We start from the raw sequence: 25,936 nt of genomic DNA, 5'->3' as shown, positions 1-25,936 counted from the left end.
CCTATTGCCGAAACGAGTGAGAATACTTTCCGAAAATCCGGATCGCGGCTTTTGGTGGGGCGCACAGGGCGCGCGACCCCGCGCGCGCTCGAACCCGTGTGCGTCAGGGGGGAGTTCGGGGGCAACCGGTGGGTGGGGACGCCACCCGGCGCCGCCGCACCGCACGAGCACCGCCGGCCCCGAGGGCCGGCTTACAGGAGGTCCGGGATGTTCGCCGCAATCGGGGCAGTCATCTTCGCCATCGCGTACATCATCAACGCCACGAGCACGAGCACGGACGCGGGCTTCACGCCGATCAGTCTGCTGCTCGCGGGACTGGTCTTCGTCGCACTGCACCTGGCGGGCGTCGGATCGGGCTGGGCGGTCCCCAGCAGACGGCGTCGTCGCCGCTGACCGGGTGCGGGACCGCACCCGAGGTGAGGCGGCGGCCACGCGGCGGTCAGGAACCACCGCTCGCGGAGGCCGCGGCGGCTACAGCGCCTCGACGACCGAGCCGCGGTCCGGGGGCGTCACCTGCGGCGGGATGGTGAGCGGCACGGCGGCCAGCGCCGCCGCCAGCGCGCTGCGGCGCTCCCGGCGGAAGACGTACGCGGCGAAGGCGCCGGCGCCCAGCAGCGCGACGAACGACATCAGGGTGCCGAGCCAGCTCGCGCCCAGCCACTTGCCGCCGATCCAGCCGAGTCCGACGCTGTACGTCGCCCAGGCGACCCCGGCCAGCGCCGACCAGGGCAGGAACTCGCGCGGGCTGCGGCGGGCGGCGCCCGCGCCCAGGCTGACCACACTGCGGCCGGCCGGTGCGAAGCGGGCGAGGATCACCAGGGCGCCGCCGCCCTGGTGCAGTACCTGTCCGAGCCGTTCGTGCGCGCCCGCCAGGCGCCGCGAGGACGCCACTCTCCGGTCGAACCAGTCCCCGCCGCGGAAGGCCAGCCGGTACGCCAGCAGGTCGCCGAGGCAGGACGCGACGGCGGCGCACACCAGCAGCGCGAAGACGTCGAGCATGTCGTCGCGTGAGCTGGCGGTCCCGGCGGTGGCGGCACTGATCACCAGCACACCGCTCGGCAGCACCGGCACGAAGACGTCGAGGATCACGGAACTCGCCACGAGCACGTAGATCCAGGGCCAGTCGAAAAGGGAGCCCAGGCCTTGCAGCACCGCGCCTCCTCGTCCTTGGCCGAATTCGTACCCGTGGAGCGCCCGTCTGATGCCGGGCACCTCGTACTTGCCGTGCTGTCCGGCTCTCCGTCGGCGTTCCGCCTCGTCGAACCGGGTCCTGAAGGGGTGCTGTCCGGTGGTCGAAGATCTTCATCCACCGTCAGCCGTACAGCGTACGCCAAGGGGCACCGCCGGAACCGGCGAGGGCACGTGACGTAGTAGACATCACTACGAGAATACTTTCCGCCGGGACCGTTCATCGCTGATCAGAGAACTGATCGGAAATCCGTACGATCCGCGCGGGAATCGGCGGGGGCGCCGGGCGGGCGCCCGCCTACAGTGACGCTGTGGCTTCCGCACCCGCTCCTCCAGTGTCCACCCACGAGACGCTGTCCACGTCGCTGGCCTCGAATTCCTCCCTGCTGCCGGTCGACAAGACCCTCGGCTTCGTTCTCGCCGCGCTGCTCGTGGCGGCCGCCGGGGTCGCCGCGTACGCCAGGCTCGCAGACGAGCACGACAACTACGCGCGCGGCATCGCCCTGGCGGGCCTCAGGGCGGCCGTACAGCTCGCGGTGGTCGCCGCCCTCATCGGCTGGGTCGTCAAGCACCAGGCGGCGCTGCTGGGCTTCGTGGCGCTGATGTTCGCGGTCGCGTCGCGGACCGCGGGGCGCCGGATCACCCGCAACCGCACCTGGTGGTGGGCCGCGGTGCCCGTCGCGGCGGGCGCGCTGCCGGTGGTCGTCGTGCTCGTGCTGACCGGCCTGGTGCCGATCGACGGGATCGCGCTCATCCCCGTGGCCGGAATCCTCATCGGCGGCGCGCTCACCGCCACCGTGCTCGGCGGGCGGCGCGCCCTGGAGGAGCTGAAGCTGCGCGCGGGCGAGGTGGAGGCCGCGATGGCGCTGGGCTTCTCCGACCGCGACGCGCGCCTGGAGATCGCCAGACCGGCCGCCTCCGGGGCGCTGGTCCCCGGCCTCGACCAGACCAGGACGGTGGGCCTGGTGACCCTGCCCGGCGCCTTCGTGGGCATGCTGCTGGGCGGCGCGAGCCCCGTGTCGGCCGGGGCCGTGCAGTTCTTCGTCCTCATCGCGCTGATGGCCGTCCAGGCGGTCGCGGTCTCCGTCGTCCTGGAACTGGTCGCGCGGGGCCGCATCACCCGCGTTCCGGCCCTGTGACCGGGCCTTCGGACCGGGGGACCGGGCCCCGCGACCTCGCGACCTCGCGGTGCGGTACCCCGTTCGGGCGTCGCGTAGACTCGTCGGAGCAGAAGGGGAGTAGCTCTTCGCCGGACCGTCGACATACTGCTCAGTTCAGCCGCAGTTCGCTGTTCTGAGCCGGCGCCCGGAGGCGGATGTGCCGCGCGATGCGCGTACAGCCCGCCAGCGAGACCTTCGGCCGCAGTGTTCCGACGCTGCCGTGCCGAAGCGATCTCAGATACGGCTTGACGTTCCCCTGGATCTCTCGGTGCGGCGCCCGACCGATTGAGGACCAGACCCCGTGCTCAGCCTGACCGTCATCGCCGTCGTCTTCGGCGTGATCTTCCTTGCCGAACTCCCCGACAAGACCGCGCTCGCCGGGCTCATGCTCGGCACCCGCTACCGCGCCTCGTACGTCTTCGTGGGCGTCGCCGCCGCCTTCGTCGTCCACGTCGCCCTCGCCATCGCCGCGGGCAGCCTGCTCACCCTGCTGCCCCACCGCTGGGTCCAGGGCGTGGTCGGACTGCTCTTCCTCGGCGGCGCGGCCATGCTGCTCTTCTCCAAGGGCGACGACGAGGAGGAGGTGCGCGAGCCCGCCAACCAGAGCTTCTGGAAGGTCTCGGGCACCGGCTTCATGCTCATCCTGGTCGCCGAATTCGGTGACCTCACGCAGATCATGACCGCCAACCTCGCCGCCCGCTACGACGACCCGGTCTCGGTCGGCATCGGCGCCGTCCTCGGCCTGTGGGCGGTCGCGGCCCTGGGCATCTTCGGCGGGCGGCTGCTCATGAAGCGGGTGCCGCTGGCGCTGATCACGAAGATCGCGGCAGCTGTGATGGTGGTGCTCGCCGGGTTCAGCCTGTACGAGGCCGCCGCGGGCTGACGTTCCGCGGGGCCGTACGGCACGGCGGGCCGGACCCTGACGAGGGTCCGGCCCGTACGTCGCGTCCGTAGGTCTCAGTCGACGACGATACGGAGGCCGCCGTCCGCGACGGCCTCGACCCGTACCCGCTCCAGTGAGTCGACGTGCGCGGTGGGCGCGTGGACCGCGGCGCGCGGGCCGACGCCGATCACGCGCATTCCGGCGGCCCGCGCCGCCGCGATGCCGACCTCGGCGTCCTCGAACACCACGCAGTCCTCGGGCGCGAAGCCCAGCTCCGCCGCGCCCTTCAGAAAGCCCTCGGGGTCCGGCTTGCTCGCGCTCACCCGCTCCGCGGTCACCATGACGGGCGGCAGCGGCAGGCCCGCGGCGGCCATCCTGGTCGTGGCCAGCTCCTCGCTCGCCGAGGTCACCAGCGCGTGCGGGCGGCCGTCGAGCGAGGCCAGGAAGGCGGTGGCACCGGGCACCTGCACGACACCGTCGGTGTCGGCGGTCTCCTCGGCGAGCATCAGCGCGTTCTCCGCGTAGTTCTCTGCCATCGGGCGGTCGGGGAGCAGGACGGCCATCGTCGCGTGGCCCTGGCGGCCGTGCACGACCTTCAGCACCGCGTCGGCGTCCAGGCCGTGGCGGCCGGCCCAGGCGCGCCAGCAGCGCTCCACGACGGCGTCCGAATTCACCAGCGTTCCGTCCATGTCCAGCAGCAGGGCTTTCGCGGAGAGGACGGGCATGTTCTGGGGCTCCTCGGCACATCGGTGATCAACGGCAACGTGGTTCCGCCCGCCGGTCAGGGAAGCGGGCGGAACCACTTTGTTCCCTCACGGTACAAAAGTGGGGCGCTCAGCGCCAGTCCCCCTGGTCCACGTACTGCAACAGGCCCCATGTGAAGTGCGCGACCACCCTCGCGCCGCCGCCGGGCGGTGTCAGCGCCACGCGGGTACGGCTCGGCGCGTCCGGCGGCAGCGGTTCCGCAGGCGGGAAGGCCCTGGCCGCGTCGTCCACCGTGCACGACCACGGCGTCAGGTCGGCTACCTCCCGCAGCCTTGGCGCGGGCGCTTCCGGGGCCCGTACGAGCCACTCGTTCCACACCGCCGAGCCGCCGCCCGGTGCGCACAGCACCTCGAATCTCAGGTCCGGCCACAGGGGCGTCGGCCAGCGCAGGGCCCGGCACGTCAGGTCGCCGATCCGCCGCTCCTCCTCCGTCTCCGGGGGGCCCAGCGCCGTCCTGTACCTCCGCTCACCGGTCGGGAACGTGCGCGAGTGGACTCTCGCCTGCCACCTCTTGTGCGCCTCACGCGCCTGGGCGTGTGTCGCTCCCAGCGACCGGAGCGCCTCGTCCACCAATTCCGGTTGGTGGTCCGCCATTCTTCGCAGCAGCACCAGCTGGAACTCCGCGACCCCGAACGCCTGCGTGACCATCCCTCGACCCTAGAACCTCCGCCCCCCGGCGGGGCGCCGCCCTCGCCCGCCCGGCCAGCCCTCACCGGCCGGTGGTCCGGGGACAACCGGTCTGCCCCGCCGGGGCGGGTGGTGACGTGCAGGAGCGTCGTGGCTTGTCGCGCAGTTCCCCGCGCCCCTTAAAGGATCGGCTTGCCGTCCGGGCGAAAGAGGTGCGCCCCGTCAGGGGCGCGGGGAACTGCGCGGCCAGCCCCCACCGGCCGGTGGTCCGGGGACAACCGGTCTGCCCCGCCGGGGCGGGTGGTGACGTGCGGGAGCGTCGTGGCTGGGCGCGCCCACGCGGCGGCAGCCGCAGATTAAACACAGTCCCGCGCCCCTTGAAAGATCGGCTCGCCGCCTGGGCGGAAGTGGGTGTGCCCCGTCAGGGGCGCGGGGAACGGCGCGGGTAACCCACCACCGGCCGGTGGTCCGGGGACAACCGGATTGCCCCGCTGGGGCGGGTGGTGAGGTGCGGGAGCGCTTCGGCTGAGCGCGCCCACGCGGCGGCAGCCGCAGATTAAACACAGTCCCGCGCCCCTTAAAAGACCGGCTCGCCGCCCCGGCGAAAGGCGGTGCGCCCCGTCAGGGGCGCGGGGAACGGCGCGGCCAGCCCCCACCGGCCGGTGGTCCGGGGATTACCGGTCTGCCCCGCTGGGGCGGGTGGTGAGGTGCGGGAGCGTCGGGGCGGAGCCCGGGGTCTTGAGGGGGCGCCCGATACTCGGAAAGCGGCGCTAGCTGGTTTGGTGTTCGAGGGTGGTGCGGGTTTGGGGGCCGTAGACGCCGATGGGGTCGCCGCGGACGCCGTACCAGATCTGGAACATGGCGACGGCCTCGCGAACCCCTTGGTCGTAGGAGCCGTTGACGTGGCCGTGGTAGACCCACACGTCGCGGAGCCGCTGCTGGAGATCGGAGACGGCGGCGCCGGTGTCGCCGAGCTGGAGGATCTTGGAGGCGGGGGAGGTCGGGGTGACGGGGGGCGTGGTGGGGGCCGGGTCGGCCGGCGCGGTGGGGGCGGACGGCGTGGAGCCGGTCGTGGCGGGCGCGGCGGGGGCCGACGGCGTGGAGCCGGTGGCGGCGGGAGCCGTCGTAGATGGGGACGGCGGCGCCGTGGCGGTCTCGGGCACCACCGGCGCGGCGGAGGTCGTGGTCGGCGCGGGCGTGTGGCGCGGGGCGCCGACGGCCACGGTGCCCACGACGGCGGTGGACTCCGTCGGCAGCTCGACGTCCGGCATCGAGGACGTCCGGTCCGGCGGCAGCGCCCGGTCGGTGCGCGGCTCGTCGCCCATGACCTGTCCGGTGACGGCGACGGCGCCCGCGGCCAGCGCGGAGGCGGCGACCGCGGCCGCGGCCACCACCAGGCCCCGTCTGCGGCGCCGGTGCCTGCCCCGGTCCTGGTACAGCCCCGTCCCGGCCGCCGCCCCGGCGAACGCGGCCGGGGTCCCGGCCTCGGCGTCCCCCCGCGGCGCGTACTCCACGCCGGAGTACAGCGCGGCGAACAGCCCGACATCGGCGGTCTCGGGACCGCTGTCGCCGGGCGCCAGCAGCGGCCGTACGGTCGTCTCGCCCGCCTCGCCGTCCGGCTCGGCGACGTAGGGGCGCATCCGCAGCGGGTGGAAGCCCTCGGTGGCGGCGAGCGCGGCGGCCCGCGCGGCGGAACGCTCCGCCGCCCGCGTCTCCCCGCCCTCGTCCTGCTCGCCGGGGAGGCCGGGCGAGCCCGGCTCGGCCGAGTCGTCCCAGGTGACCAGGGCCCCCGGCGGCACCAGCTCGCTCGGCGGCGGCGCCGGCGGCCGCGGGGCGGTCACCTCGGGCGAAGCGTGCGGCACCCCGGGCACGACCGGTATCCCCGCCGAGGACGCCTCGGCGTCCACCTCGCGGGCAGCGTCCGGCTGCGGCGCCACTGGTTCCCCTCCCGGCCGTCGTTCGCATTTCGCATATTCGCAAAGACGTGCCGATTATGCCGACCTCCGGCGGCGAGCGCAGCCCGCTGACCGCACAAGTGGGCGAGTATCGGAGGCCAAAGTCGTACAAATGGTGGGAATATAAGGTTCCGACCGTCGGGGGATGACGCGAGGAGCCGTTCCATGGCCCAGGACACCACGACCGCCGCGGGCCCGGCGGCGGCAGAGCCGGGGCAGCACCAGGACAAGCGAGCGGTGCGGATCGCGATCAGCGCCCTGGCGCTCGGCATGCTGCTGGCCGCCCTCGACCAGACCATCGTGTCCACCGCGCTGCCCACGATCGTCAGCGAACTGGGCGGCATCGACCACTTGTCGTGGGTGGTGACGGCCTATCTGCTGGCGTCGACCGCGGCCACCCCGCTGTGGGGCAAGCTCGGCGACATGTACGGCAGGAAGCGGCTCTTCCAGACCGTCATCGTGATCTTCCTGATCGGCTCCGTGCTCTGCGGAATCGCCCAGAACATGGGCGAGTTGATCGCCTTCCGGGCCCTCCAGGGCCTGGGCGGCGGCGGGTTGATCGTGCTGTCGATGGCCATCGTCGGCGACATCGTGCCGCCGCGCGACCGCGGTCGCTACCAGGGCGTGTTCGGCGGGGTGTTCGGCGCGGCGAGCGTCCTCGGGCCGCTGCTGGGCGGGGTGTTCACCGAGCAGCTCTCCTGGCGCTGGGTGTTCTACATCAACCTCCCCATCGGGATCATCGCGCTCGCCGTGATCGCCGCGGTGCTGCACATCCCGGTCCGCCGCACCGCCCACCGGATCGACTACCTCGGCATGGCGGTGATCGCCGCAGCGGCGACCTGCCTGGTGCTGATGACCTCGCTCGGCGGCACCACCTGGGCGTGGAGTTCGGCCGGGATCATCGGCCTCGCGGTCGCCGGAGTCGTCCTCATCGCGCTGTTCGTGGCGATCGAGCGCCGCGCGCAGGAGCCGGTGCTGCCGCCGAAGCTGTTCCGCAACCGTACGTTCCTGCTCTGCTCGGTGATCTCCTTCATCATCGGCTTCGCGATGTTCGGCGCGATGACGTTCCTGCCGACCTTCCTCCAGGTCGTGCACGGCTTCTCGCCCACGCTGTCCGGCGTGCACATGATCCCGATGGTGATCGGCATGCTGCTGTCGTCCACGGTGTCGGGGCAGATCGTCAGCCGCACCGGCCACTACAAGGTCTTCCCGATCGCGGGCACCGGCGTCATCGCCGTCGGACTCGTCCTGCTGCACACCCTGGACGAGACGACCAGCACCTGGGTGATGAGCCTGTACTTCCTGGTCTTCGGCCTCGGTCTCGGCCTGGTGATGCAGGTGCTGGTGCTGGCCGTGCAGAACGCCGTCGGGTACGAGGACCTGGGCTCGGCCACCTCGGGCGCCACCTTCTTCCGCTCCATCGGCGCGTCCTTCGGCGTCTCGCTGTTCGGCACGATCTTCGCCAACCGCCTTTCCGACGAGCTGACATCGGCCTTCGCGGGCAAGTCGCTGCCCGCCGGGGTCAATCCGGCGCAGTTCCAGGCCGACCCGACGGCGGTCGGCAAGCTGCCCGCGGCCGTCAAGGGGCCCGTGCTGCACGCGTATTCGAACTCGATCACCACCGTCTTCCTGTGGGCGGTGCCGATCGTGCTGGTCGGCTTCCTGCTGGCGTGGCTGCTCAAGGAGCAGCCGCTGCGGGGCACGGTGACCGTGCCGGACGCCAGCGAGACGCTCGGCACCAACCCGGTGGAGCGGTCCTCGCTCGACGAGATCGCCCGCTGCCTTTCGCTGCTCGGCAGCCGGGAAGCCCGCCGCGACCTCTACACCCGGATCACCGGTCTGGCCGGGCTCGACATCCACCCCGCCACGGGCTGGCTGCTGTTGCGGCTGGCCCACGACGGCGAGGGCGACCCGGCCGAGCTGGCCGCCCGTACCACCGTGCCCGCCGAGGTCATCGAGGCGGCGGCCGACGAGTCGCTGTCCCGCGGCTTCGCCGTACGCGACGGCGGTCCGCTGGTCCTCACCGCGTCCGGACACGCGCTGGCCGGACGCCTGACCGAGGCGCGGCGCACGGTCCTCGCCGATCTGCTCGGCGACTGGGACCCGGCCGCCCACGCCGACCTGGCCGCCCTGGTCACGAAGCTGAGCGGCGAACTGTGCGGCGGCGACGGGGACCGCCCCGAGGGCCGTACGCGGCACCAGCCGGCGGCCGGCGGTACGCCTCCGGCCTGAGGGTTCGAGCCCGTCGTCCTGAAGCCGTCCGTTTGCGGTGCCTGGCAGTGGCAAGCCGAGCAGGGAGAGAACGTCACTGTCTGACGACCCGTAGGAACGGGAGGCACGCCATGTCCACCGGAGCGACTGTAGCCATCGTCGTAGTGGCGCTGATTGTCCTGGCGCTGATCGCGACCCTGGTGATGAGGGGCGACGGTACGGGAGGTGTGGGTTCGGGAGCGCGGCTGAAGCATCGCTTCGGACCCGAGTACGACCGCGTGCTCGAACGGCACGACGGCGATGTGAAGGCCACCCGGGCGGAACTCGCCGAGCGGGTCAAGCGCCACGGCGACCTCGAACTGCGACCCGTCTCCGAGCAGGAGCGGGAGCGGTACACCGCCGCTTGGACCGCCCTCCAGGCGCGGTTCGTGGACGAGCCCGTCGCGGCGGTCGGCCAGGCCGACGCGCTGATCGGCGAGATCGCCGCCGACCGGGGCTTCCCGGCCGCGCGGGAGCCGGAGCACTTCGACGCGCTGTCCGTCCACCACCCGCACGCGGTGCACGGTTACCGCCAGGCCCACACGCTGGTCGACTCCGTAGGGGCCCCCGGTTCCGCGGCGCCGCAGAAGCGGCAGTCCACGGAAGACCTGCGCAAGGCGCTGCTGGGCGCGCGAGGGCTCTTCGACGAGCTGATGACCGAGAGCGCGCGCGGAACGAAGAACACCACGGAGCGGGCTGACGAGGCCGACGAGCCCGTCGTGGAGCACGACGCCGCGGCCGACGAGGACGCGAAGGCGGGCGGTCGGCGCGGTGCGCTCGGCGGCCGGTTCGCGGCCCTTAGCGGCGGGCGGCGGGAGCACGACGACGCGGACGAACGTCTGTGACGTTCGGCTGGGCGCCGCTCGACCCCCCAAGCGGGGTGCACCACCCTGCGCCGGCCGGACGAGTCGGCTCAGCAGGACCACGGACAGGGAGATGAAGCGATGAGTGACCGCGACACCGAGAAGACCGGTACCGACCGGGCCGAGGCCGAGAAGACCGAGGCGGAGAAGGCCGCGACCGGCACCGACAGGAACGGCACGGACCGCAGCAGCGCGGACCGGACCGGCACGGAGCGCAACGGCACGGACAGGATCGGGTCCGGCAAGACCCGGACGACCACGTACGGGACCGGGAGCGGGACCGGCACTGGGACCGGGTCCGAGTCCGAGGCCGACAAGGCCGAGACCGGCACCGGGAGCCGGGCCGCCTCCAAGGCGTCGTCCGGGACCGACCGGCCCGGCAGACTGGACAGGTCCGAGTTCTCCGAACAGCGGGAGAAGGAGCCCGAAGCGGCTTCCTCCACCGGCTCGGGCACGTCGGCCCGTTGGACCTCGGGGGCCTCCAAGTCCTCCGAGACCGCTGAGGCCGCCGAAACCGCTGAGGCTGCCGGGACCTCCGGCTCCGACACCGGGCGGGCGACGACCGGCACGGGTACGGGTACCAGCGCGAGCACGTCCGTACCGGCACCGCGTACGCCCGCCGAGTCGACGACCGGGACCACCGCGACCGAGCCGGAGGCCGAGCGCACGTCCGGTCCCGGCACCGGGACCTCGGCGTTCGCCACCAAGCCCGGCACCGCCTCCGAGACGGAGACCACGGCCACGCGTACGGACACGTCCACGCCCGCGTCCATACGTACGGACACGGACACGTCCACGACCGCGACGGACGGCACGTCCGGTGCGGCCGACGGCGGGGCCGAGGAAGTGGACCGGCTGAGCCGGCGGATGGACCGCGCGGTCGGCGGCTTCGTGGACGACCCGAAGCGCGCCGTGCGCGAGGCGGACGCCGTACTGGACGAGGCCGCGGCGCGGCTGACCCGGTTGCTGGAGGAGCGGCGCACCGCGCTGCGCGGGTCGTGGCACGGTGACGACGGAAGCGACGGCACCGGGACCGAGGAGTTGCGGATCGCGCTCACCAAGTACCGCGACATGACACGGCAGTTGCTGACGACCGGCATCTGACGCCGGAGCCGGACCGGACCGCGCGCGGGCGCAGGCGCGCGGCCGACGGCTGACGACAGCGGACGGACGGGGGCTCTCACCTACGGTGAGGGCCCCCGTAGTCGACGCGCAGTTCCTTGACCCCGTTGATCCACGCCGAGCGCAGCCGCCGCGGGTCGCCGAGCAGCCGGATGTCCGGCAGATTGTCGGCGATGGCGTTGAACATCAGGTTGATCTCCAGCTTGGCGAGATTCGCGCCGAGGCAGTAGTGCGGGCCCCCGCCGCCGTACCCGAGGTGCGGGTTGGGATCGCGCAGGATGTCGAACGTGCCCGGGTCGTCGAAGACTTCGGGGTCGTTGTTGGCGGAGGAGTAGAACATCCCCACCCGGTCGCCCGCCTTGATCTTCGCGCCGCCGAGTTCGGTGTCCCGGGTGGCGGTGCGCTGGAAGGACACGATCGGGGTGGCCCAGCGGACGATCTCGTCCGATGTCGTGTCCGGGCGCCGCTCCTTGAACAGCTCCCACTGCTCGGGGTGGGTCAGGAACGCGTGCATGCCGTGGGTGATGGCGTTGCGCGTCGTCTCGTTGCCCGCGACGGTCAGCACGAGCACGAAGAAGCCGAACTCGTCGGAGGTCAGGCTGCCTTCGTCGGACGCGGCGACGAGTTTGCTGACGATGTCGGCGGCCGGGCACTGCTTGCGGGCGGCGGCCATGTTCATCGCGTAGGAGATCAGCTCCATCGCCGACTCGGCGCCGATCTCCTCGGTGATGGCGAGTTCCGGGTCGTCGTACGCGGCCATCTTGTTCGACCAGTCGAAGAGCTTGAGCCGGTCGTCCTGCGGCACGCCGATGAGTTCGGCGATGGCCTGGAGCGGGAGTTCGCACGCGACGTCGGTGACGAAGTTCCCCCGGCCCGCCTCCGCCGCGCCGGTCACGATCCGCTGGGCGCGGGCCCGCAGCGCGTCCTCCAGGGCCCGTATCGCCCGCGGGGTGAAGCCGCGCTGGACGATCTGCCGCAGCCGGGTGTGCTCGGGCGGGTCCATGTTGAGCATGATGAAGCGCTGCACGTCGATCTGGTCGCGGCTGATCCGGTCGTTGAAGCGGATGATCGCGGTGTTGGTGTACGAGGAGAAGACCTCCGGGTTGGTCGACACCGCCTTGACGTCCGCGTGCCGGGTCACCACCCAGTAGCCGTCGTCTCCGAAACCCGCGGTGTTGTGCGGCTGGGCGTTCCACCACACCGGGGCGGTCCGCCGGAGTTCGGCCAGTTCCGGGAGGGGGACGCGGTCCTGGTAGACGTCCGGATCGGTGAAGTCGAAGCCTTCGGGAAGCGCGGGACAGGGCATCGGCACTCCAGGTCTGACGTGTCATAAGTTGTCTGACGGTCCATCAGATATACGACCGAAGGTAGTAACGAGTTCCACAAGTCGCAAGGGCCGCGGGCGTGTGGATCACGTACGGGAACGACGTGGGCCGTGCGCGACTCTTGCGCGCGCCGTACCGCGGGTAATAAGACTGCGGGAAGAACTAGAACGCGTACTAGTTTAGTTGAGAAGAGGACGAGCTTCATGGCCGCTGAACCCGTCATCGTCGAAGCCGTACGCACCCCGATCGGCAAGCGCGGCGGCGCGCTCGCCAACCTCCACCCCGCCTACCTGCTCGGCGAGACCTACCGCGAACTGCTCGGCCGCACCGGCATCCAGGCCGACGCCGTCGAGCAGATCGTCGGCGGCACCGTCACCCACGCCGGGGAACAGTCCATGAACCCCGCGCGCAACGCCTGGCTCGCCGTCGGCCTGCCCTACGAGACCGCCGCGACCACCGTCGACTGCCAGTGCGGGTCCTCGCAGCAGGCCAACCACATGGTGGCCAACATGGTCGCCGCGGGCGTCATCGACATCGGCATCGGCTGCGGAGTCGAGGCCATGTCGCGGGTGCCGCTGGGCAGCGGCTCCAAGCACGGGCCCGGCAAGCCGTTCCCCGACGAGTGGAACGTCGACCTGCCCAACCAGTTCGAGGCCGCCGAACGGATCGCCCGCCGCCGCGGGCTCACCCGCGAGCACGTCGACCGGCTCGGCCTCATCTCGCAGGAACGCGCCGCCCGCGCCTGGGCCGAGGAGCGCTTCAAGCGCGAGACCTTCGCCGTCCAGGTGCCCACCACCGAGGACGAGCAGCACGCCGGGCTCGGCATGTGGCGGCTGGTCGACCGCGACCAGGGCCCGCGCGACACCACCATGGACGGGCTCGCCGGGCTCAAGCCCGTCATGCCCACCGCCGTCCACACCGCGGGGAACTCCTCGCAGATCTCCGACGGCGCCTCCGCCGTGATGTGGGCCTCCAAGAAGATGGCCCGCGCCCTGCACCTGCGCCCCCGCGCCCGGATCGTCGCCCAGGCCCTGGTCGGCTCCGACCCGCACTTCCACCTCGACGGACCCGTCGACGCCACTCGCGCCGTCCTCGGCAAGGCCGGGATGACGCTGCGGGACATCGACGTCGTCGAGATCAACGAAGCCTTCGCCTCCGTCGTCCTGTCCTGGGCCCAGGTCTTCGACCAGGACCTCGAAAAGGTCAACGTCAACGGCGGCGCCATCGCGCTCGGCCACCCCGTCGGCGCCACCGGCGCCCGGCTGATCACCACCGCGCTGCACGAACTGGAGCGCGCCGACAAGGAGTTCGCCCTGATCACGATGTGCGCGGGCGGCGCGCTCGCCACGGGCACGATCATCCAGCGGCTGTGAAGCACCGCCCGGACGAGCCCCGCGCGGGAGTCAGCGCTGCCTGCGGCCCTTGCGGCCGCTGAGCAGGAAGCCCACGCCGACGCTCGCGACGAAGAAGATGCTGACGATCAGCCACGTACTGGTGCCCGCCGATCCGCCGTCCTTCTTCGTGTCACCGGTCGGGCTGGGCGAGGCCGTCGCGCTCGCCGCCGTCACGCGCGACCGCGTGTCGGGCGACGCTGCGACGGCGGACGGCGCCGCCGTCAGGGCGGCCAGTGCCAGGACGGCGACGGTGGCCACGGTGGTGGCGCGGCGGCGCAGGAGCATGAGGAACACCCTAACGTCCCGGTGCCGCGCTAGACGGCCCGGTACGTCACCGGGTCGGACCCCGGCACGGGCTCGGCGCGCCCCGCCTTGGTCAGCCGCCGCAGATGCGCCTCGGTCTCGGAGACGGCGATGGTCCGCGAGGACGCGGGGATGCGCGACCAGGGACGGTTCCAGGGCAGCGCCTCGGCGAGCTGCCAGGGGGTGCGGGGGCCGGGGGTGATGAGGGCGAGGAGCTCGGCCAGGCGCGCGGCGTGGTGCTCCAGGAGTTCGCCGACCCGGCCGGCGGCGCCCGCGAAGGCGTACTGGTGCGCCGGGAGCACCTGGGCGGGGGCCAGGCGGGCGATGCGTTCGAGCGAGTCGAGGTAGTCGCCGAGCGGGTCGGTCTCGACGACGGCGTCCGGGTCCTCGTACAGGCCGATGTGCGGCGAGATCTCCGGCAGGAGGTGGTCACCGGAGAACAGCCGGCGGCTCTCCTCCAGATACAGGCAGACGTGCCCCGGCGTGTGTCCTGGCGTCCACACCGCGCGCAGCCGGCGGCCCGCCAGCGGCAGCCGCTCGCCGGGGACGATCTCGCGGTCCGGCAGCGCGGGCGGCCGTCCCGGCAGCGCCTGCCCGCCGTACTCGCGCAGCGGCGCCAGGTGCTCCTCGGGCGCGCCCGCCGCCGCCAGCCGCGCCAGCAGGTACTCCACCCACACACCCGGCTCGGCCTCCCGCGTGCGCCGCACCACGTCGATGTCGGCCGCGTGCATCGCGATCCACGCCCCCGACGCCTCCCGCACCCGCGCGCTCAGCCCGTGGTGGTCGGGATGGTGGTGCGTCACCAGCACTCCCAGGACGTCACCCACCGACGTGCCCGCCTCCCGCAGCCCGCGCTCCAGCGCCGCGAACGAGTCCGGATGGTCCCACCCGCTGTCCACCAGCACCGGCCCGTCGTCGGTGTCGAGCAGGTGCACCAGCGTGTACCCGAGCGGGTTGTCGGGAATCGGCACCGGCACGCTCCACACCCCGCCGCCGTGGTCGACCACCCGCCCCCGCTCCTGCCGCCGGCCGGCCGTGCCGTGGTCCGCCATGGGATGGCTCCTCTCCGGCCGCCGCCGGGCGTGCCGCGTCCATTGCCCACTATAACGAGAACTGGTATCAGTTCTGACTGAGCGTCAGAAATGGTTCGAGCGGAGACAGCGAGAGCGGCGGAGGCGACAGCGATGAACGATCCCGGTCCTGGTTCCGACTTCATCGAGCACGGAAAGCTGTTCATCGGAGGGGCGTTCGTCGATCCGGCGGGGGACGGGGGGACGATCGAGGTCGTGTCGCCGCACACGGAGCGGGTGTTCGGACGGGTGCCGCACGCGTCGCGGGCGGATGTGGACCGGGCGGTGGCGGCGGCCCGCACCGCGTTCGACGAAGGGCCCTGGCCCCGCTCGACGTTGGCGGAACGGATCGAGGTCGTCGGCCGGATCAAGGACGCCGTCCTGGTCAGGCACGAGGAGATAGCCCGGCTGATCAGCCGGGAGAACGGCTCACCGGTCTCCTGGAGCGTCCTGGCCCAGGCGCTCGGCGCGATGATGGTCTGGGACGCCGCGATCACCGTGGCGCGCGACTTCCGTTACGAGGAGCGGCGGGCCGGAGCGCTCGGGCCGATCCTGGTACGGCGCGAGCCGGTCGGCGTCGTCGCGGCCGTGGTGCCGTGGAACGTACCGCAGTTCACGGCGGCGGCGAAGCTCGGGCCCGCGCTGCTCGCCGGGTGCACGGCGGTGCTCAAGCCGTCGCCGGAGTCGCCGCTCGACGCGTATCTGCTGGCGGAGATCGCGCGGGAGGCCGGGCTGCCGGACGGGGTGCTGAACATCGTGCCCGCCGGACGCGAGGTCAGCGAGTACCTGGTCGGCCACCCCGGCGTGGACAAGGTGTCGTTCACCGGCTCGGTCGCGGCGGGCAAGCGGGTGATGGAGGTGGCCGCGCGCCATCTCACGCGCGTGACACTGGAGTTGGGCGGCAAGTCGGCGGCCGTGATCCTGCCGGACGCGGACCTGACGGCGGCCGTCGCCGGGATCGTGCCCAACGCGTGGATGAACAACGGCCAGGCGTGCGTGGCCCAGACCCGCGTCCTGGCCCCCCGTACCCACTACGACGAGATCGCCGAGCGGCTGGCGGCGGCGGCCTCCGCGCTGGTGGTCGGCGACCCGCTGGACCCGGCCACCGAGGTCGGCCCGCTGGTCGCGGAACGCCAGCGGCAGCGCTCCCTGGACTACATCGCGATCGGCCAGCGCGAGGGCGCCAAGGTGCTGACCGGCGGCGGCCGGCCGAGCGGCCTGGACACCGGCTGGTACGTCGAGCCGACGCTGTTCGGCGACGTCGCGCCGGGGATGCGGATCGCCCGCGAGGAGATCTTCGGCCCGGTGATCTGCCTGCTGCCGTACGACGACGAGGCCGACGCCGTACGCATCGCCAACGACTCCGACTACGGCCTGTCCGGCAGCGTGTGGACCTCCGACACCGAGCACGGCATCGACATCGCGCGCCAGGTGCGTACCGGCACGTACTCCGTCAACACCTTCAGCCTCGACATGCTCGGCCCCTTCGGCGGCTACAAGGACTCAGGTCTCGGGCGGGAGTTCGGGCCCGAGGGGTTCAGCGAGTACCTGGAGCACAAGATGATCCACCTCCCGGCCGACTACCCGGCCGCCCCGGCGCGGGAGGCCGCCGGGGCAGCGGGCACGGCGGGCGGCACCGACTGATGGGCGACCGCTGGCACGTGGACGTGGACCGCTCCGTCTGCATCGGCTCGGGACTGTGCGCGATCGGCGCCCCCGGCGCCTTCGTGCTGGGCGGCGTGCCCCGCCAGTCCCGCGCGGTGGAGGCGGCGGCGGACGCCTCGGAGGGCCTCCTCGCGGCGGCCGAGAGCTGCCCGGTGGAGGCCATCACCCTGACCGTGCAGGGGTCGGGAGAGCCGGTCTTCCCGCCGGAGGAGTGACCGGACGGACGGTGTGAACAGCCCGCCCGGCCGGAATCACCCGGCCGGGCTACCCGTCGTCACCCTTGCGGGCCGGGCCGGGCCGGGCCGGGCCGGACTGGCCCGGACCGGGCGCGGCGGCCCGGAACCGTCCCCGCCTCACCCGCCGCGTTTGATGGCCCGCAGAAAGCGGGCCAGCGCGGTCGGCGTCGTACACAGCACGACCCCTGGGTCGTCGCTCTCGCGGAGCAGGACCGCGCCGCCGTCCTCGGCCAGCTCGACGCACTCGCCCTGTTCCTGCGAGTACGTGGACTTCTGCCAAACGAGCGGCGCGGGCGCGATCATCGGCGGGCCTTTCAGAGGTCTTGGGAGATGTCGCGGATGAAGTCCCGTGACCGGGACTGATCCAGCGCAACCTCCGCGAGAGTGTTGTAGAGCACGCGGTAATTGGACAGATGCGGTGCCGCGTGCAGAAAGCTGATGCCGTGTGCGGAGTCGATCTGAACGGTGTCGAGCGGCCGTACCGGACCGCTCGCGTAGAGCATCGCGTGGCCGGAACCTATGTGACCGTCCACCGCGAAGGGGATCACCCGCACGCTGATGTGCGGCAGATGGCTCAGCTCCTGGATGTGTTCGAGCTGGGCGCGCGCCACCTTCCCGCCGCCGAACCGCATACGCAGCGCGGCCTCGTGGATCAGCGCCTCGTACGGCGGCGCCGTCTCCCGGTAGAGCACTCCCGAACGCTCCATGCGCTGGGCCACCCGCGCCTCCAGCTCGTTGTCCGGCAACGGCGGGATGGCGTAGCCGAAGACCGTGCGGGTGTAGTCCTCGGTCTGGAACACACCCGGAATGTGGGTGATCTGGATGGTACGGAGCCGGGTGGCGTGGTGTTCGAGCTCGGCGATGTCCAGCAGCCCGGCCGGTACGACGCCGCGGTAGGTCTCCCACCAGCCCTTGCGGCCCTGGCTGTTGGCCATGACCACGAGCGCGTCGATCAGCGCGGTGTCGCCGCACTCGTAGAACGCCGCGAGTCTGCGTAACCGCTCCTCGCTCACGCCGAGCCGCCCGGCCTCGATGTGGCTCACCTTCGCCGGGTCGGTGCCGAGCAGCCGCGCGGTGTCCCGCGCGGTGATCGCTGCGGCTTCCCGCATTTTCCGTAGCTCCGCACCGAGGCGCTCCTGGCGGGCGGTTGCGGTGCTTCTGAGCGGCATGGTGTCCCTTCTGAATGGTGGTTCCGAGTCTGCCGTTCCGCTCACGCGGGGTCCAGATCGTTTCTGGAAATTTCGGAGACAAGGTTGCAGTGGGGCATTATTGCCCCATATGCTGCGCGCGCTTACGCGCACGCGGACAGTCAACTCCCTTGAGGTGTAAGTGTGTTGACCGGGTATCCGGTTACCGGCGATCCCGCTCCGACGGTACGACGGGCGACGGGTCGGCGAGGGCCCGGTGAAGTTCCCGTGAAGGGGTCGTGGGGCCCCGGTCGCCGGGCGGTGGCGGCCAGCCACGGTCGTGATCTTCGCCCGTGATCTTCGCCCGTGATCTTCATCCGTGATCTTCGCCCGTGACCCTCGGCCGGGAGCGCGCCGGGCAGCGCCCGCGCGGGCGCTACTCGGGGGACGTCAGGTCGATCAGACGGCAGACCGTCTGGATGTCGATCTTCACCTGGGCGATCGAGGCCCGGCCGGAGAGCCAGGTGACCAGCGCGGAGTGCCAGGTGTGCTCGATGACCCGGACGGCCGAGAGCTGCTCGGCCGTGGGGGGCGCGTCCAGGCCCATCGCGTCCAGGATGATCGCCGTGGTCAGCCGCGAGACGGTGTCGACCTCGGCGCTGACCGAACGGTCGGCGAAGGTGAGGGCGCGCACCATCGCGTCGGCCAGATGCGGCTCGCGCTGCATCGCGCGGAAGGCCCGCATCAAGGTCTCCGCGACCCGGTCGGCCGGCTCGGCCGCCACCGGGGGCCGCTTGCGCAGCGTCCCGTGCAACTGCCCGAGCTGGTCCTGCATGGTCGCGACCAGCAGATGGATCTTGGAGGGGAAGTAGCGGTAGAGCGTGCCGAGCGCGACGCCCGAGGTCTCGGCGACCTCCCGCATCTGCACGGCGTCGAAACCGCCCCGGCAGGCGAGCTGCGCGCTGGTGTGCAGGATGCGGCGGCGCCGGGCCTCCTGCCGCTCCGTCAGCGGCGGCGAGTGCGGCGCGGGGGAGTGCGACGGTACGCGCGGGAGCGGCGGGCTGGACGGCTTGGAGTCAGTGCTCATGTGTCCCATCCCGTGCCGTTCCCGTACCCGTTTGCGTGCCGGTCCGCGGGCCGGTCGGCCCGTGCCGCCGGTGTCCCGCGCTGCGTGCATGATGGCAGGGCGGGTGACGTGGTGCGAGTCACCCTCGGCCCGCACCGGGCCCCGCCCCCGGCGGCGTGATCCGACCGTCCGGCGGCCGGTGGACTGGCTTTCTGTACCATCAAGTCTGAAACTTGTTCTAGATTAGCGCGACAGCGGTTACGCTCCGGCTCAATCGCGACCGAGAAGGGGGCCGGAGTGACCTCACAGGCCAGGCCGCTGCGGATTGCCCTGCTCAGCTACAAGGGAAATCCCTTCTGCGGCGGCCAGGGCGTGTACGTCCGGCACCTGTCCCGCGAGCTGGCCGCGCTCGGCCACAGCGTCGAGGTGATCGGCGCGCAGCCCTACCCCGTGCTGGACGCGGTCGGCGAGGGCGTCACCCTCACCGAGCTGCCCAGCCTCGACCTGTACCGGCAGCCGGACCCGTTCCGCACCCCCAAGCGCGGCGAGTACCGCGACTGGGTCGACGCCCTCGAGGTCGCCACCATGTGGACCGGCGGCTTCCCTGAACCGCTCACTTTCAGCCTGCGTGCCCGGCGCCATCTCGCCGCCCGCCGCGCCGAGTTCGACGTCGTCCACGACAATCAGACGCTCGGCTACGGGCTGCTCGGCCTCGGCCTGCCGCTGGTCACCACGATCCACCACCCCATCACCGTGGACCGCCGCCTGGACCTGGCCGCCGCGCAGGGCTGGAAGCGACGGCTGTCGGTACGCCGCTGGTACGGCTTCACGCAGATGCAGAAGCGGGTGGCCCGCCGCCTGCCGTCCGTGGTGACCGTCTCCGGTTCCTCGCGCGACGAGATCATCGAGGACCTGGGCGTACGGCCGGACCGCATCCGCGCCGTCCCGATCGGCGCCGACGCCCGGCTCTTCTCGCCCGACCCCTCCGTGGCCGAGGTGCCCGGCCGGATCGTCACCACATCGAGCGCCGACGTGCCTCTCAAGGGCCTGGTCTTCCTGATCGAGGCGCTCGCCAAGGTACGGGCGCAGCGGCCGTACGCCCATCTCGTCGTCGTCGGCAAACGGCCGGAGAAGGGGCCCGTGGCCGAGGCCATCGCCGACTTCGGCCTCGCGGACGCCGTCGAATTCGTCAAGGGCATCAGCGACGCCGAGCTGGTCGACCTGCTGCGCGGCGCCGAGGTCGCCTGCGTGCCGTCGCTCTACGAGGGCTTCTCCCTGCCCGCCGCCGAGGCGATGGCCACCGGCACCGCGCTGGTCGCCACCACCGGCGGCGCCATCCCCGAGGTCGCAGGGCCCGACGGCGAGACCTGCCTCGCCGTGCCCCCGGGCGACGCCGGTGCGCTTGCCGCTGGGCTTGAACGTGTTCTCGACGACGCCGGCCTTCGCAAGCGGCTCGCCGCCGCCGGCCGCGCCCGCGTCCTGGCCCACTTCACGTGGGAGCGGGCCGCCGAGGCGACGGTGGCCCTGTACCGCGAAGCGATCGCCTCCGCCCCGCGGGCTCGCGGGCCTGTGTCCGATGTGCGGCTGCCGCCGCGTGGGCGCGAGCAAGCCGCCACCGGGCCGGTGGTCGCGGAACCGACCGCGTCCGCCCCGCTGGGGCGGTCGGTGAGCCGCGGCGCCGCACCGGCCGGGCACGCGGTGCCCCGCGCCCCTGAAGGGCGCGCCCTCGCGCAAGGTGAACGTATGGGGGACGTGCCCCCCGAGACCGAGTCCGGCCCGGTAGGGAGCAACCGCTGATGCTGACCGTCGACTTCACCCGTTTCCCGCTCGCCGCAGGCGACCGCGTGCTGGACCTCGGATGCGGCGCCGGGCGCCACGCCTTCGAGTGCTACCGGCGCGGAGCGCACGTGGTGGCGCTGGACAGGAACGGCGAGGAGATCCGCGAAGTCGCCCGCTGGTTCGCGGCGATGAAGGAGGAGGGCGAGGCGCCGGAGGGCGCGTCGGCGGTGGCGATGGAGGGCGACGCCCTCCAACTCCCGTTCCCCGACGAGAGCTTCGACGTCGTCATCATCTCCGAGGTGATGGAGCACATCCCCGACGACAAGGGCGTCCTCGCCGAGATGGTGCGGGTGCTGCGCCCCGGCGGCCGGATCGCGGTCACGGTGCCGCGCTACGGCCCGGAGAAGGTCTGCTGGGCGCTGTCGGACGCCTACCACGAGGTCGAGGGCGGCCACATCCGCATCTACAAGGCCGACGAACTGCTCGGCAGGATGCGGGAGGCGGGCCTGCGCCCGTACGGCACGCACCACGCGCACGGGCTGCACGCGCCGTACTGGTGGATCAAGTGCGCGGTCGGCGTGGACAACGACAAGGCGCTGCCGGTGAAGCTGTACCACAAGCTGCTGGTCTGGGACATCATGAAGAAACCGCTGGCCACAAGGGTCGCCGAACAGGCGCTCAACCCGCTGATCGGCAAGAGCTTCGTGGCCTACGCGACCAAGCCGCACCTGCCGGTGGACGCCGTCTCGCCGTCCGCGGACGACACCGACGTCACAGCCGCCCCGGGCGCCGCCAAGTGACGTATCCCAGCCGGAGGCCGGACCGCACGGAGCGGCTGGCGCTGCCCGGTGTGCTCACCGCCCAGCAGGCCGCGGAGACGGTGGACGCCGTCGCGGCGGTCCAGCGCGAGGACGGCGCGATCCCCTGGTTCCGCGGCCACCACCTCGACCCCTGGGACCACGTCGAGGCGGCGATGGCGCTGGACGCGGCGGGCGAGCACGAGCGCGCGCGGGCCGCGTACGACTGGCTGGCCAGGCACCAGAACGAGGACGGGTCCTGGTACGCCGCCTACCAGGACGGCGACCCGCAGCGGCCGACCGACCGCGGCCAGGAGTCCAACTTCTGCGCGTACGTGGCCGTCGGCGTGTGGCACCACTATCTGTCCACCGGGGACGACGCGTTCGTGGACCGGCTGTGGCCGACGGTCTACGCGGCGGTGGAGTTCGTGCTGGGGCTCCAGCAGCCCGGCGGCCAGATCGGCTGGAAGCGGGAGGCGGCCGAGCACGGCGGGGGAGTCGTCACCGACGCGCTGCTGACCGGGAGTTCGTCGATCCACCAGGCGCTGCGCTGCGCGCTGGCCATCGCCGAGCACCGCGAAGAGCCGCAGCCGGACTGGGAGTTGGCGACCGGCGCGCTGGGGCACGCGATCCGCAGCCACCCGGAGCGGTTCCTGGACAAGAGCCGCTACTCCATGGACTGGTACTACCCGGTGCTGTCCGGCGCGCTGCGCGGGCCGCGCGCGCTGGAGCGGATCGAGGAGGGCTGGTCCCGCTTCGTGGTGCCGGGCCTCGGCGTCCGCTGCGTGGTGCCCAACCCGTGGGTGACCGGCGGCGAGACCGCCGAACTGGCCCTGGCGCTCTGGGCGGTGGGCGAGTCCGACCGCGCCGTACAGTTGCTGGCCGACATGCGGCACCTGCGCGCGGACGACGGCCTGTACTGGACGGGGTACGTCTACGACGACGACGCCGTCTGGCCGGTGGAGCGCACCGCGTGGACCGCCGCCGCCGTGCTGCTGGCGGTGGCCGCGCTCGGGGGGGACGAGGCGACCACCGCCGTATTCAGCGGGGAACGGCTGCCGGTCGGGCTGGAACCCGAGGCGTCCGGCAGGACGGGCTGCTGCTGAGACGCGTGCCGTACGTCAGGCGCGGTTGACCCGGCCTGCCACCGCGTGCGCGACCAGCAGGTAGACGGCTGCGGGCAGACCGTAGTTGAGCACGGTGCGCCACTTGGCGTTGTCCACCGTGAACAGGTCCTTCGACCAGCCCGCGAGCCAATTCGCCGAGTGATGGACCCAGTTGACCAGGTCGTTCGCCCGGTTGGCGTCGAACACGAAGAAGAAGATCCACAGGATCAGGATCAGTGCAGCGATGTCTGCGACGATGAGGATGATCGCCGCGGCGGGGTTACCGCCATACCGTCTGGCCATGACAACCGCATTGCCCGGCTCCGGCGATTGAAACTCCTTTCGATTCCGCGGTGACGGCGCGCCCTCGCGAAGCGTGAGGATCTGGCCAGAACTCCCGAGTGGCGGGCGGACCGGGGCCGGGTGATGCTGCCAAAGATCACGCACGCCCCGCACCCGTAGCCCGTATGCCACCCCGGAGGTCCCCGTGCCGACACGCATCCCGTTGCGCCGGACGATCGTCGCGCTCCTGCTCGCCGTCACCTTCTTCACGGCGACCGCCTGCGGCAAGTCCACGGACTCCATGTCGACCGGCAGTTCGGACCCGAGCGCGTCGCCGACCAGCACCGTCGAGAAGCAGAAGCTGGCCAAGACGCGCTTCGTCGCCAACGCGGGCCTCGCGGCCGGGGCCACGTACCAGTGGATCGTGAAGCCGTACAAGGCGGGCAAGTTCAAGAAGGGCGCGAGCGGCCGGACCTTCGCGCTGGTCAAGGCCGGTCTCGCGGGCACCTTCGCCTACAACAGGCTGAAGGCGGCGGCCGGGAACGCCAAGGCCGACCCCACGCTGAGCAAGGCGGTGGCACCGCTGACGGCGGGCATCGACGCGCTCAAGGACCTGCCGGCCAAGCTCCGCAAGGGCGACTCCGCCGACCAGGCGGCGAATAGCTTCGACGACGTGATCAACAAGGTCAAGGAAGCGGGCAAGAGCGCGGGGGCGGACGTCACCGACAACGTGCCGTCGCTCAAGGACATCGGCGGCTGAGGGCAGGGGCGGCTCAGGACATCGTCGGCTGAGGGCGGCGGCGGCTCAGGACATCGTCGGCTCAGGACATCGTCGGCTGACGCGTTCGGAGCCCTCCGCCGGGCCGCCCGCTAGGCGTTCAGCTCCGCCAGCACCCGCAGCGTCTCCCGGTCGGGCGCGGTCACCAGCAGGTCGGTGACCGGGCCCGACCGCCAGGCCGCGAGCCGGTCGGCGATCCGTTCACGCGGCCCGACCAGCGAGATCTCGTCGGCGAAGGCGTCCGGCACGGCGTGCACCGCCTCCTCCCGGCGGCCCTCGGCGAAGAGCCGCTGAATCCGCCCGGCCTCCTCCTCGTACCCCATCCGGCCCATCAGCTCGGCGTGGAAATTACGGCCGCGCGCGCCCATGCCGCCGATGTAGAAGCCGAGCATCGCCTTGACCGGGAGCAGCCCGTCGGCCGGGTCCGCGCAGACCTGCGCGCGGACCAGCGGGGCGACCATGAAGTCCTTCGACGCGTCGGCGAGCGGCGCGTCGTAGGCGTCGGTACGGAACGGCGACCAGTACAGCGGCAGCCAGCCGTCGGCGATCCGTACCGTCTGGGCGATGTTCCTGGGACCTTCGGCGCCCAGCAGCACCGGCAGGGCGGCGCGCAGCGGGTGGGTGATGGGCTTCAGCGGGCGGCCGAGCCCGGTGCCGTCGGGACCGGCGTACGGCAGCGCGTGGAAACGGCCGTCCAGCCGTACCGGCGCCTCGCGGCGCAGCACCTGGCGGATCACGTCCACGTACTCGCGGGTCGCGGTCAGCGGGCTGCTCGGGAACGGGCGGCCGTACCAGCCCTCCACCACCTGCGGTCCCGACAGGCCGAGGCCGAGCAGCATCCGCCCGCCGGAGAGGTGGTCGAGGGTGAGCGCCTGCATCGCGGTGGCGGCGGGGGAGCGGGCCGCCATCTGCGCGATACCCGTGCCCAGCCTGATCCGGCTGGTGTGCGCGGCGATCCAGGTGAGCGGGGTGAAGGCGTCCGAGCCCCACGCCTCCGCGGTCCACACCGAGTCGTAGCCCAGCCGTTCCGCCTCCTGCGCCAGCCCCACATGGCCGGGGTCCGGGCCGCGGCCCCAGTAACCGAGCGCGAGTCCGAGCCGCATGAACGCCTCCTGGGGGCAAGTGATCTGACGGTGCGTCAGGAATAATGGGAGGGTACGCGCGCCCGCCGCGGGCCGGAAGACCGGCGGCCGGGCGCGGGGCGTTCGCAGGCAGCGGGCGGCTGGGGGCCGGGTGACGGCCTGGGGGGGCGAGCAGGCGGGCGGGCGGAAAAGAACAGCGGCCGGTCCCGGCGTCCGGAGGTCCGGAGCGGGACCGGCCGCTGTCGCGTACCGGAAGGAGAAACGATCAGCCGCGCTGGATGCCGCTGCTGTCCTGGAGCACACCGCGCCGCCCGTCCTGGGTCTGCGCGATCAGCGCGGAGCCGCGCTGGTCCACGGCCAAGTACCAGGTACCCGGCGTCAGTTCGGCGATCTGCGCACCCGGGTTGTCCTCCGCGAACAACGGGCGCGGCACCGGCACCGCGAACCAGAAAGCGGTGAAGTCCGACGACGGACCCTGCGCGGCGGCCGGCTGCGGCGCCGACTGCTGCGCACCGTACGGCTGCTGGGCCTGCTGCGGCTGACCGTACGGCGTCTCGACGGACTGCGCGCCGCCCGGGTACCCGTAACCGGCCTGCGGCGGACCCGCCGCGTACGGCTGCTGGCCGGGGCCGAGACCGTACGGCTGGGCCGCGGGCCGCGGGGCGCCGAGCAGCGGGGCCTTCAGCGCGGGAAGACGGTTGGACAGCGGGGCCGCCACCGCGATGACGACGCCGAACAGCAGCGTCAGCCAGTTGCCCGCGCCCTTGTCGACGCCGTCCGGGTTGTCGAACAGCGTCGCCCACAGGGCGGTCCAGCCCACGAACAGCGAGATCGCGACGGCCCACTGCTCAAGGGAGAGCCCCAGGATCTGCCGCCCGACGAGCGGACCGGTACGCGCCAGCACCACCGCGGCGGCGGCGATCAGCGCGGCCAGCGTCACCGAAGGCAGGATCGGGAAGTAGTCCGAGTGCCACAGGTTCCGCGAACTTTCCGCGCCGTTGAACGGCGACTTGAAGCTGAAGAACGGCAGGAACGAGGCGATCAGCAGCAGCACCGCTGCTCCGATCACCGCGCCGTCTCCTCGGGTCAGGGAGCGGATGTTCACGTCAGGTC

26 protein-coding genes are annotated in these 25,936 nt (G+C 72.3%); 13 read left to right on the top strand and 13 right to left on the bottom strand.

The features are described 5' to 3' along the window. Positions 1 to 207: 207 nt before the first annotated feature. Positions 208 to 393, top strand: a complete 186-nt coding sequence (locus ACIP4Z_RS01775) for a hypothetical protein (RefSeq protein ID WP_188285091.1) — start codon at positions 208 to 210, stop codon at positions 391 to 393. A gap of 78 nt (positions 394 to 471) precedes the next feature. Here ACIP4Z_RS01775 and ACIP4Z_RS01770 read toward each other — a convergent pair whose 3' ends face one another. Further along, positions 472 to 1,152 (bottom strand): VTT domain-containing protein, encoded by a 681-nt coding sequence (locus tag ACIP4Z_RS01770; RefSeq protein ID WP_355349989.1) that lies wholly within the window; start codon positions 1,150 to 1,152, stop codon positions 472 to 474. Between the two features lie 401 nt (positions 1,153 to 1,553). Here ACIP4Z_RS01770 and ACIP4Z_RS01765 point away from each other — a divergent pair, with 401 nt between their 5' ends. Both ACIP4Z_RS01765 and ACIP4Z_RS01760 read left to right on the top strand, forming a co-directional pair. After that, positions 1,554 to 2,327, top strand: coding sequence for an ABC transporter permease (locus tag ACIP4Z_RS01765; protein WP_355350004.1), 774 nt, complete (start codon positions 1,554 to 1,556; stop codon positions 2,325 to 2,327). A 322-nt stretch (positions 2,328 to 2,649) separates the two neighbouring features. Beyond that, the gene (locus tag ACIP4Z_RS01760) at positions 2,650 to 3,231 is read left to right on the top strand and encodes a TMEM165/GDT1 family protein (RefSeq protein WP_355349992.1); all 582 of its coding nucleotides are present in this window, start codon (positions 2,650 to 2,652) and stop codon (positions 3,229 to 3,231) included. Between the two features lie 74 nt (positions 3,232 to 3,305). On the opposite strand, the gene ACIP4Z_RS01755 is transcribed toward ACIP4Z_RS01760, so the two are convergent. From ACIP4Z_RS01755 to ACIP4Z_RS01745, 3 genes are all read right to left on the bottom strand, one after another. Next, a complete protein-coding gene (locus tag ACIP4Z_RS01755) occupies positions 3,306 to 3,956 on the bottom strand; it encodes an HAD-IA family hydrolase (protein WP_355349995.1) in 651 nt (216 codons plus the stop codon). A 109-nt stretch (positions 3,957 to 4,065) separates the two neighbouring features. Beyond that, positions 4,066 to 4,644, bottom strand: a complete 579-nt coding sequence (locus ACIP4Z_RS01750) for a hypothetical protein (protein ID WP_355349998.1) — start codon at positions 4,642 to 4,644, stop codon at positions 4,066 to 4,068. Positions 4,645 to 5,393: 749 nt separating this feature from the next. Further along, positions 5,394 to 6,560, bottom strand: coding sequence for a peptidoglycan-binding protein (locus ACIP4Z_RS01745; protein WP_401304244.1), 1,167 nt, complete (start codon positions 6,558 to 6,560; stop codon positions 5,394 to 5,396). Positions 6,561 to 6,743: 183 nt separating this feature from the next. On the opposite strand from ACIP4Z_RS01745, the gene ACIP4Z_RS01740 reads away from it, so the two are divergent. The 3 genes from ACIP4Z_RS01740 to ACIP4Z_RS01730 all read left to right on the top strand — a co-directional run bounded on the left by ACIP4Z_RS01740 (position 6,744) and on the right by ACIP4Z_RS01730 (position 10,795). Then, complete coding sequence (locus ACIP4Z_RS01740) at positions 6,744 to 8,810, top strand: DHA2 family efflux MFS transporter permease subunit (RefSeq protein ID WP_401304241.1); 2,067 nt, start codon at positions 6,744 to 6,746, stop codon at positions 8,808 to 8,810. Between the two features lie 110 nt (positions 8,811 to 8,920). Continuing rightward, entirely contained in the window at positions 8,921 to 9,673 is a 753-nt protein-coding gene (locus ACIP4Z_RS01735; protein WP_355345432.1) for a hypothetical protein, read from the top strand. Positions 9,674 to 9,772: 99 nt separating this feature from the next. Then, on the top strand, positions 9,773 to 10,795 hold the full coding sequence (locus ACIP4Z_RS01730; protein ID WP_401304238.1) for a hypothetical protein: 1,023 nt from the start codon (positions 9,773 to 9,775) through the stop codon (positions 10,793 to 10,795). 76 nt (positions 10,796 to 10,871) lie between these two features. Here the strand turns inward: ACIP4Z_RS01730 and ACIP4Z_RS01725 are convergent, their stop codons facing one another. Then, positions 10,872 to 12,119 (bottom strand): cytochrome P450, encoded by a 1,248-nt coding sequence (locus ACIP4Z_RS01725; protein ID WP_391116527.1) that lies wholly within the window; start codon positions 12,117 to 12,119, stop codon positions 10,872 to 10,874. Positions 12,120 to 12,341: 222 nt separating this feature from the next. Between ACIP4Z_RS01725 and ACIP4Z_RS01720 the strand changes: the two genes are divergently transcribed. Beyond that, positions 12,342 to 13,511, top strand: coding sequence for a steroid 3-ketoacyl-CoA thiolase (locus tag ACIP4Z_RS01720; RefSeq protein WP_355345423.1), 1,170 nt, complete (start codon positions 12,342 to 12,344; stop codon positions 13,509 to 13,511). Positions 13,512 to 13,541: 30 nt separating this feature from the next. On the opposite strand, the gene ACIP4Z_RS01715 is transcribed toward ACIP4Z_RS01720, so the two are convergent. Continuing rightward, on the bottom strand, positions 13,542 to 13,817 hold the full coding sequence (locus ACIP4Z_RS01715) for a hypothetical protein (RefSeq protein ID WP_391047311.1): 276 nt from the start codon (positions 13,815 to 13,817) through the stop codon (positions 13,542 to 13,544). A 29-nt stretch (positions 13,818 to 13,846) separates the two neighbouring features. After that, the gene (locus ACIP4Z_RS01710; protein ID WP_401304233.1) at positions 13,847 to 14,887 is read right to left on the bottom strand and encodes an MBL fold metallo-hydrolase; all 1,041 of its coding nucleotides are present in this window, start codon (positions 14,885 to 14,887) and stop codon (positions 13,847 to 13,849) included. A 132-nt stretch (positions 14,888 to 15,019) separates the two neighbouring features. Here ACIP4Z_RS01710 and ACIP4Z_RS01705 point away from each other — a divergent pair, with 132 nt between their 5' ends. Together ACIP4Z_RS01705 and ACIP4Z_RS01700 are read left to right on the top strand one after the other, a co-directional pair. Continuing rightward, positions 15,020 to 16,549: an aldehyde dehydrogenase gene (locus ACIP4Z_RS01705; RefSeq protein WP_355345414.1), complete on the top strand. Its 1,530-nt coding sequence runs from the start codon at positions 15,020 to 15,022 to the stop codon at positions 16,547 to 16,549. Then, positions 16,549 to 16,785 (top strand): ferredoxin, encoded by a 237-nt coding sequence (locus ACIP4Z_RS01700; protein WP_401304230.1) that lies wholly within the window; start codon positions 16,549 to 16,551, stop codon positions 16,783 to 16,785. Before ACIP4Z_RS01705 ends, ACIP4Z_RS01700 begins: the two co-directional genes overlap by 1 nt. 138 nt (positions 16,786 to 16,923) lie before the next feature. Here ACIP4Z_RS01700 and ACIP4Z_RS01695 read toward each other — a convergent pair whose 3' ends face one another. The 3 genes from ACIP4Z_RS01695 to ACIP4Z_RS01685 form a co-directional block, all read right to left on the bottom strand. Further along, entirely contained in the window at positions 16,924 to 17,109 is a 186-nt protein-coding gene (locus ACIP4Z_RS01695; RefSeq protein ID WP_188285067.1) for a DUF397 domain-containing protein, read from the bottom strand. 11 nt (positions 17,110 to 17,120) lie between these two features. After that, positions 17,121 to 17,975 (bottom strand): helix-turn-helix transcriptional regulator, encoded by an 855-nt coding sequence (locus tag ACIP4Z_RS01690; RefSeq protein ID WP_188285066.1) that lies wholly within the window; start codon positions 17,973 to 17,975, stop codon positions 17,121 to 17,123. A gap of 394 nt (positions 17,976 to 18,369) precedes the next feature. Beyond that, on the bottom strand, positions 18,370 to 19,020 hold the full coding sequence (locus ACIP4Z_RS01685) for a TetR family transcriptional regulator (protein WP_188285065.1): 651 nt from the start codon (positions 19,018 to 19,020) through the stop codon (positions 18,370 to 18,372). Positions 19,021 to 19,296: 276 nt separating this feature from the next. On the opposite strand from ACIP4Z_RS01685, the gene ACIP4Z_RS01680 reads away from it, so the two are divergent. The 3 genes from ACIP4Z_RS01680 to ACIP4Z_RS01670 are packed head-to-tail and all read left to right on the top strand — an operon-like array spanning position 19,297 to position 22,681. Next, positions 19,297 to 20,796 carry a glycosyltransferase gene (locus tag ACIP4Z_RS01680; RefSeq protein ID WP_401304225.1) on the top strand — a complete coding sequence of 500 codons (1,500 nt, stop codon included), beginning with the start codon at positions 19,297 to 19,299 and terminating at the stop codon, positions 20,794 to 20,796. Beyond that, entirely contained in the window at positions 20,796 to 21,578 is a 783-nt protein-coding gene (locus tag ACIP4Z_RS01675) for a class I SAM-dependent methyltransferase (RefSeq protein ID WP_355345403.1), read from the top strand. The genes ACIP4Z_RS01680 and ACIP4Z_RS01675 overlap by 1 nt, the downstream gene beginning before the upstream one ends. Next, positions 21,575 to 22,681 (top strand): prenyltransferase, encoded by a 1,107-nt coding sequence (locus ACIP4Z_RS01670; protein ID WP_391160146.1) that lies wholly within the window; start codon positions 21,575 to 21,577, stop codon positions 22,679 to 22,681. The genes ACIP4Z_RS01675 and ACIP4Z_RS01670 overlap by 4 nt, the downstream gene beginning before the upstream one ends. Before the next feature lie 15 nt (positions 22,682 to 22,696). Here the strand turns inward: ACIP4Z_RS01670 and ACIP4Z_RS01665 are convergent, their stop codons facing one another. Next, positions 22,697 to 22,984, bottom strand: a complete 288-nt coding sequence (locus tag ACIP4Z_RS01665; RefSeq protein ID WP_188285062.1) for a hypothetical protein — start codon at positions 22,982 to 22,984, stop codon at positions 22,697 to 22,699. A gap of 184 nt (positions 22,985 to 23,168) precedes the next feature. Between ACIP4Z_RS01665 and ACIP4Z_RS01660 the strand changes: the two genes are divergently transcribed. Beyond that, positions 23,169 to 23,723: a hypothetical protein gene (locus ACIP4Z_RS01660; RefSeq protein ID WP_401304220.1), complete on the top strand. Its 555-nt coding sequence runs from the start codon at positions 23,169 to 23,171 to the stop codon at positions 23,721 to 23,723. Between the two features lie 110 nt (positions 23,724 to 23,833). On the opposite strand, the gene ACIP4Z_RS01655 is transcribed toward ACIP4Z_RS01660, so the two are convergent. Together ACIP4Z_RS01655 and ACIP4Z_RS01650 are read right to left on the bottom strand one after the other, a co-directional pair. After that, positions 23,834 to 24,844, bottom strand: a complete 1,011-nt coding sequence (locus ACIP4Z_RS01655) for an LLM class F420-dependent oxidoreductase (RefSeq protein WP_401304218.1) — start codon at positions 24,842 to 24,844, stop codon at positions 23,834 to 23,836. A gap of 244 nt (positions 24,845 to 25,088) precedes the next feature. After that, the gene (locus ACIP4Z_RS01650; protein WP_401304215.1) at positions 25,089 to 25,928 is read right to left on the bottom strand and encodes a hypothetical protein; all 840 of its coding nucleotides are present in this window, start codon (positions 25,926 to 25,928) and stop codon (positions 25,089 to 25,091) included. Positions 25,929 to 25,936 lie beyond the last annotated feature (8 nt).

Origin of the sequence: Streptomyces sp. NPDC088910 (genome assembly GCF_044749865.1) — a bacterium.
Taxonomy (GTDB): Bacteria; Actinomycetota; Actinomycetes; order Streptomycetales; family Streptomycetaceae; genus Actinacidiphila.
This window is presented reverse-complemented; position numbering and strand designations above follow the sequence as displayed.

Bases quoted from the DNA above. Each gene is read 5' to 3' on its own strand.
- ACIP4Z_RS01710 (WP_401304233.1), bottom strand. From the start codon at position 14,887: ATGGCGGACCACGGCACGGCCGGCCGGCGGCAGGAGCGGGGGCGGGTG.
- ACIP4Z_RS01690 (WP_188285066.1), bottom strand. From the start codon at position 17,975: ATGCCGCTCAGAAGCACCGCAACCGCCCGCCAGGAGCGCCTCGGTGCG.
- ACIP4Z_RS01720 (WP_355345423.1), top strand. From the start codon at position 12,342: ATGGCCGCTGAACCCGTCATCGTCGAAGCCGTACGCACCCCGATCGGC.
- ACIP4Z_RS01715 (WP_391047311.1), bottom strand. From the start codon at position 13,817: ATGCTCCTGCGCCGCCGCGCCACCACCGTGGCCACCGTCGCCGTCCTG.
- ACIP4Z_RS01775 (WP_188285091.1), top strand. From the start codon at position 208: ATGTTCGCCGCAATCGGGGCAGTCATCTTCGCCATCGCGTACATCATC.
- ACIP4Z_RS01655 (WP_401304218.1), bottom strand. From the start codon at position 24,844: ATGCGGCTCGGACTCGCGCTCGGTTACTGGGGCCGCGGCCCGGACCCC.
- ACIP4Z_RS01735 (WP_355345432.1), top strand. From the start codon at position 8,921: ATGTCCACCGGAGCGACTGTAGCCATCGTCGTAGTGGCGCTGATTGTC.
- ACIP4Z_RS01695 (WP_188285067.1), bottom strand. From the start codon at position 17,109: ATGATCGCGCCCGCGCCGCTCGTTTGGCAGAAGTCCACGTACTCGCAG.
- ACIP4Z_RS01705 (WP_355345414.1), top strand. From the start codon at position 15,020: ATGAACGATCCCGGTCCTGGTTCCGACTTCATCGAGCACGGAAAGCTG.
- ACIP4Z_RS01700 (WP_401304230.1), top strand. From the start codon at position 16,549: ATGGGCGACCGCTGGCACGTGGACGTGGACCGCTCCGTCTGCATCGGC.
- ACIP4Z_RS01725 (WP_391116527.1), bottom strand. From the start codon at position 12,119: ATGCCCTGTCCCGCGCTTCCCGAAGGCTTCGACTTCACCGATCCGGAC.
- ACIP4Z_RS01740 (WP_401304241.1), top strand. From the start codon at position 6,744: ATGGCCCAGGACACCACGACCGCCGCGGGCCCGGCGGCGGCAGAGCCG.
- ACIP4Z_RS01665 (WP_188285062.1), bottom strand. From the start codon at position 22,984: ATGGCCAGACGGTATGGCGGTAACCCCGCCGCGGCGATCATCCTCATC.
- ACIP4Z_RS01685 (WP_188285065.1), bottom strand. From the start codon at position 19,020: ATGAGCACTGACTCCAAGCCGTCCAGCCCGCCGCTCCCGCGCGTACCG.
- ACIP4Z_RS01730 (WP_401304238.1), top strand. From the start codon at position 9,773: ATGAGTGACCGCGACACCGAGAAGACCGGTACCGACCGGGCCGAGGCC.
- ACIP4Z_RS01750 (WP_355349998.1), bottom strand. From the start codon at position 4,644: ATGGTCACGCAGGCGTTCGGGGTCGCGGAGTTCCAGCTGGTGCTGCTG.
- ACIP4Z_RS01755 (WP_355349995.1), bottom strand. From the start codon at position 3,956: ATGCCCGTCCTCTCCGCGAAAGCCCTGCTGCTGGACATGGACGGAACG.
- ACIP4Z_RS01675 (WP_355345403.1), top strand. From the start codon at position 20,796: ATGCTGACCGTCGACTTCACCCGTTTCCCGCTCGCCGCAGGCGACCGC.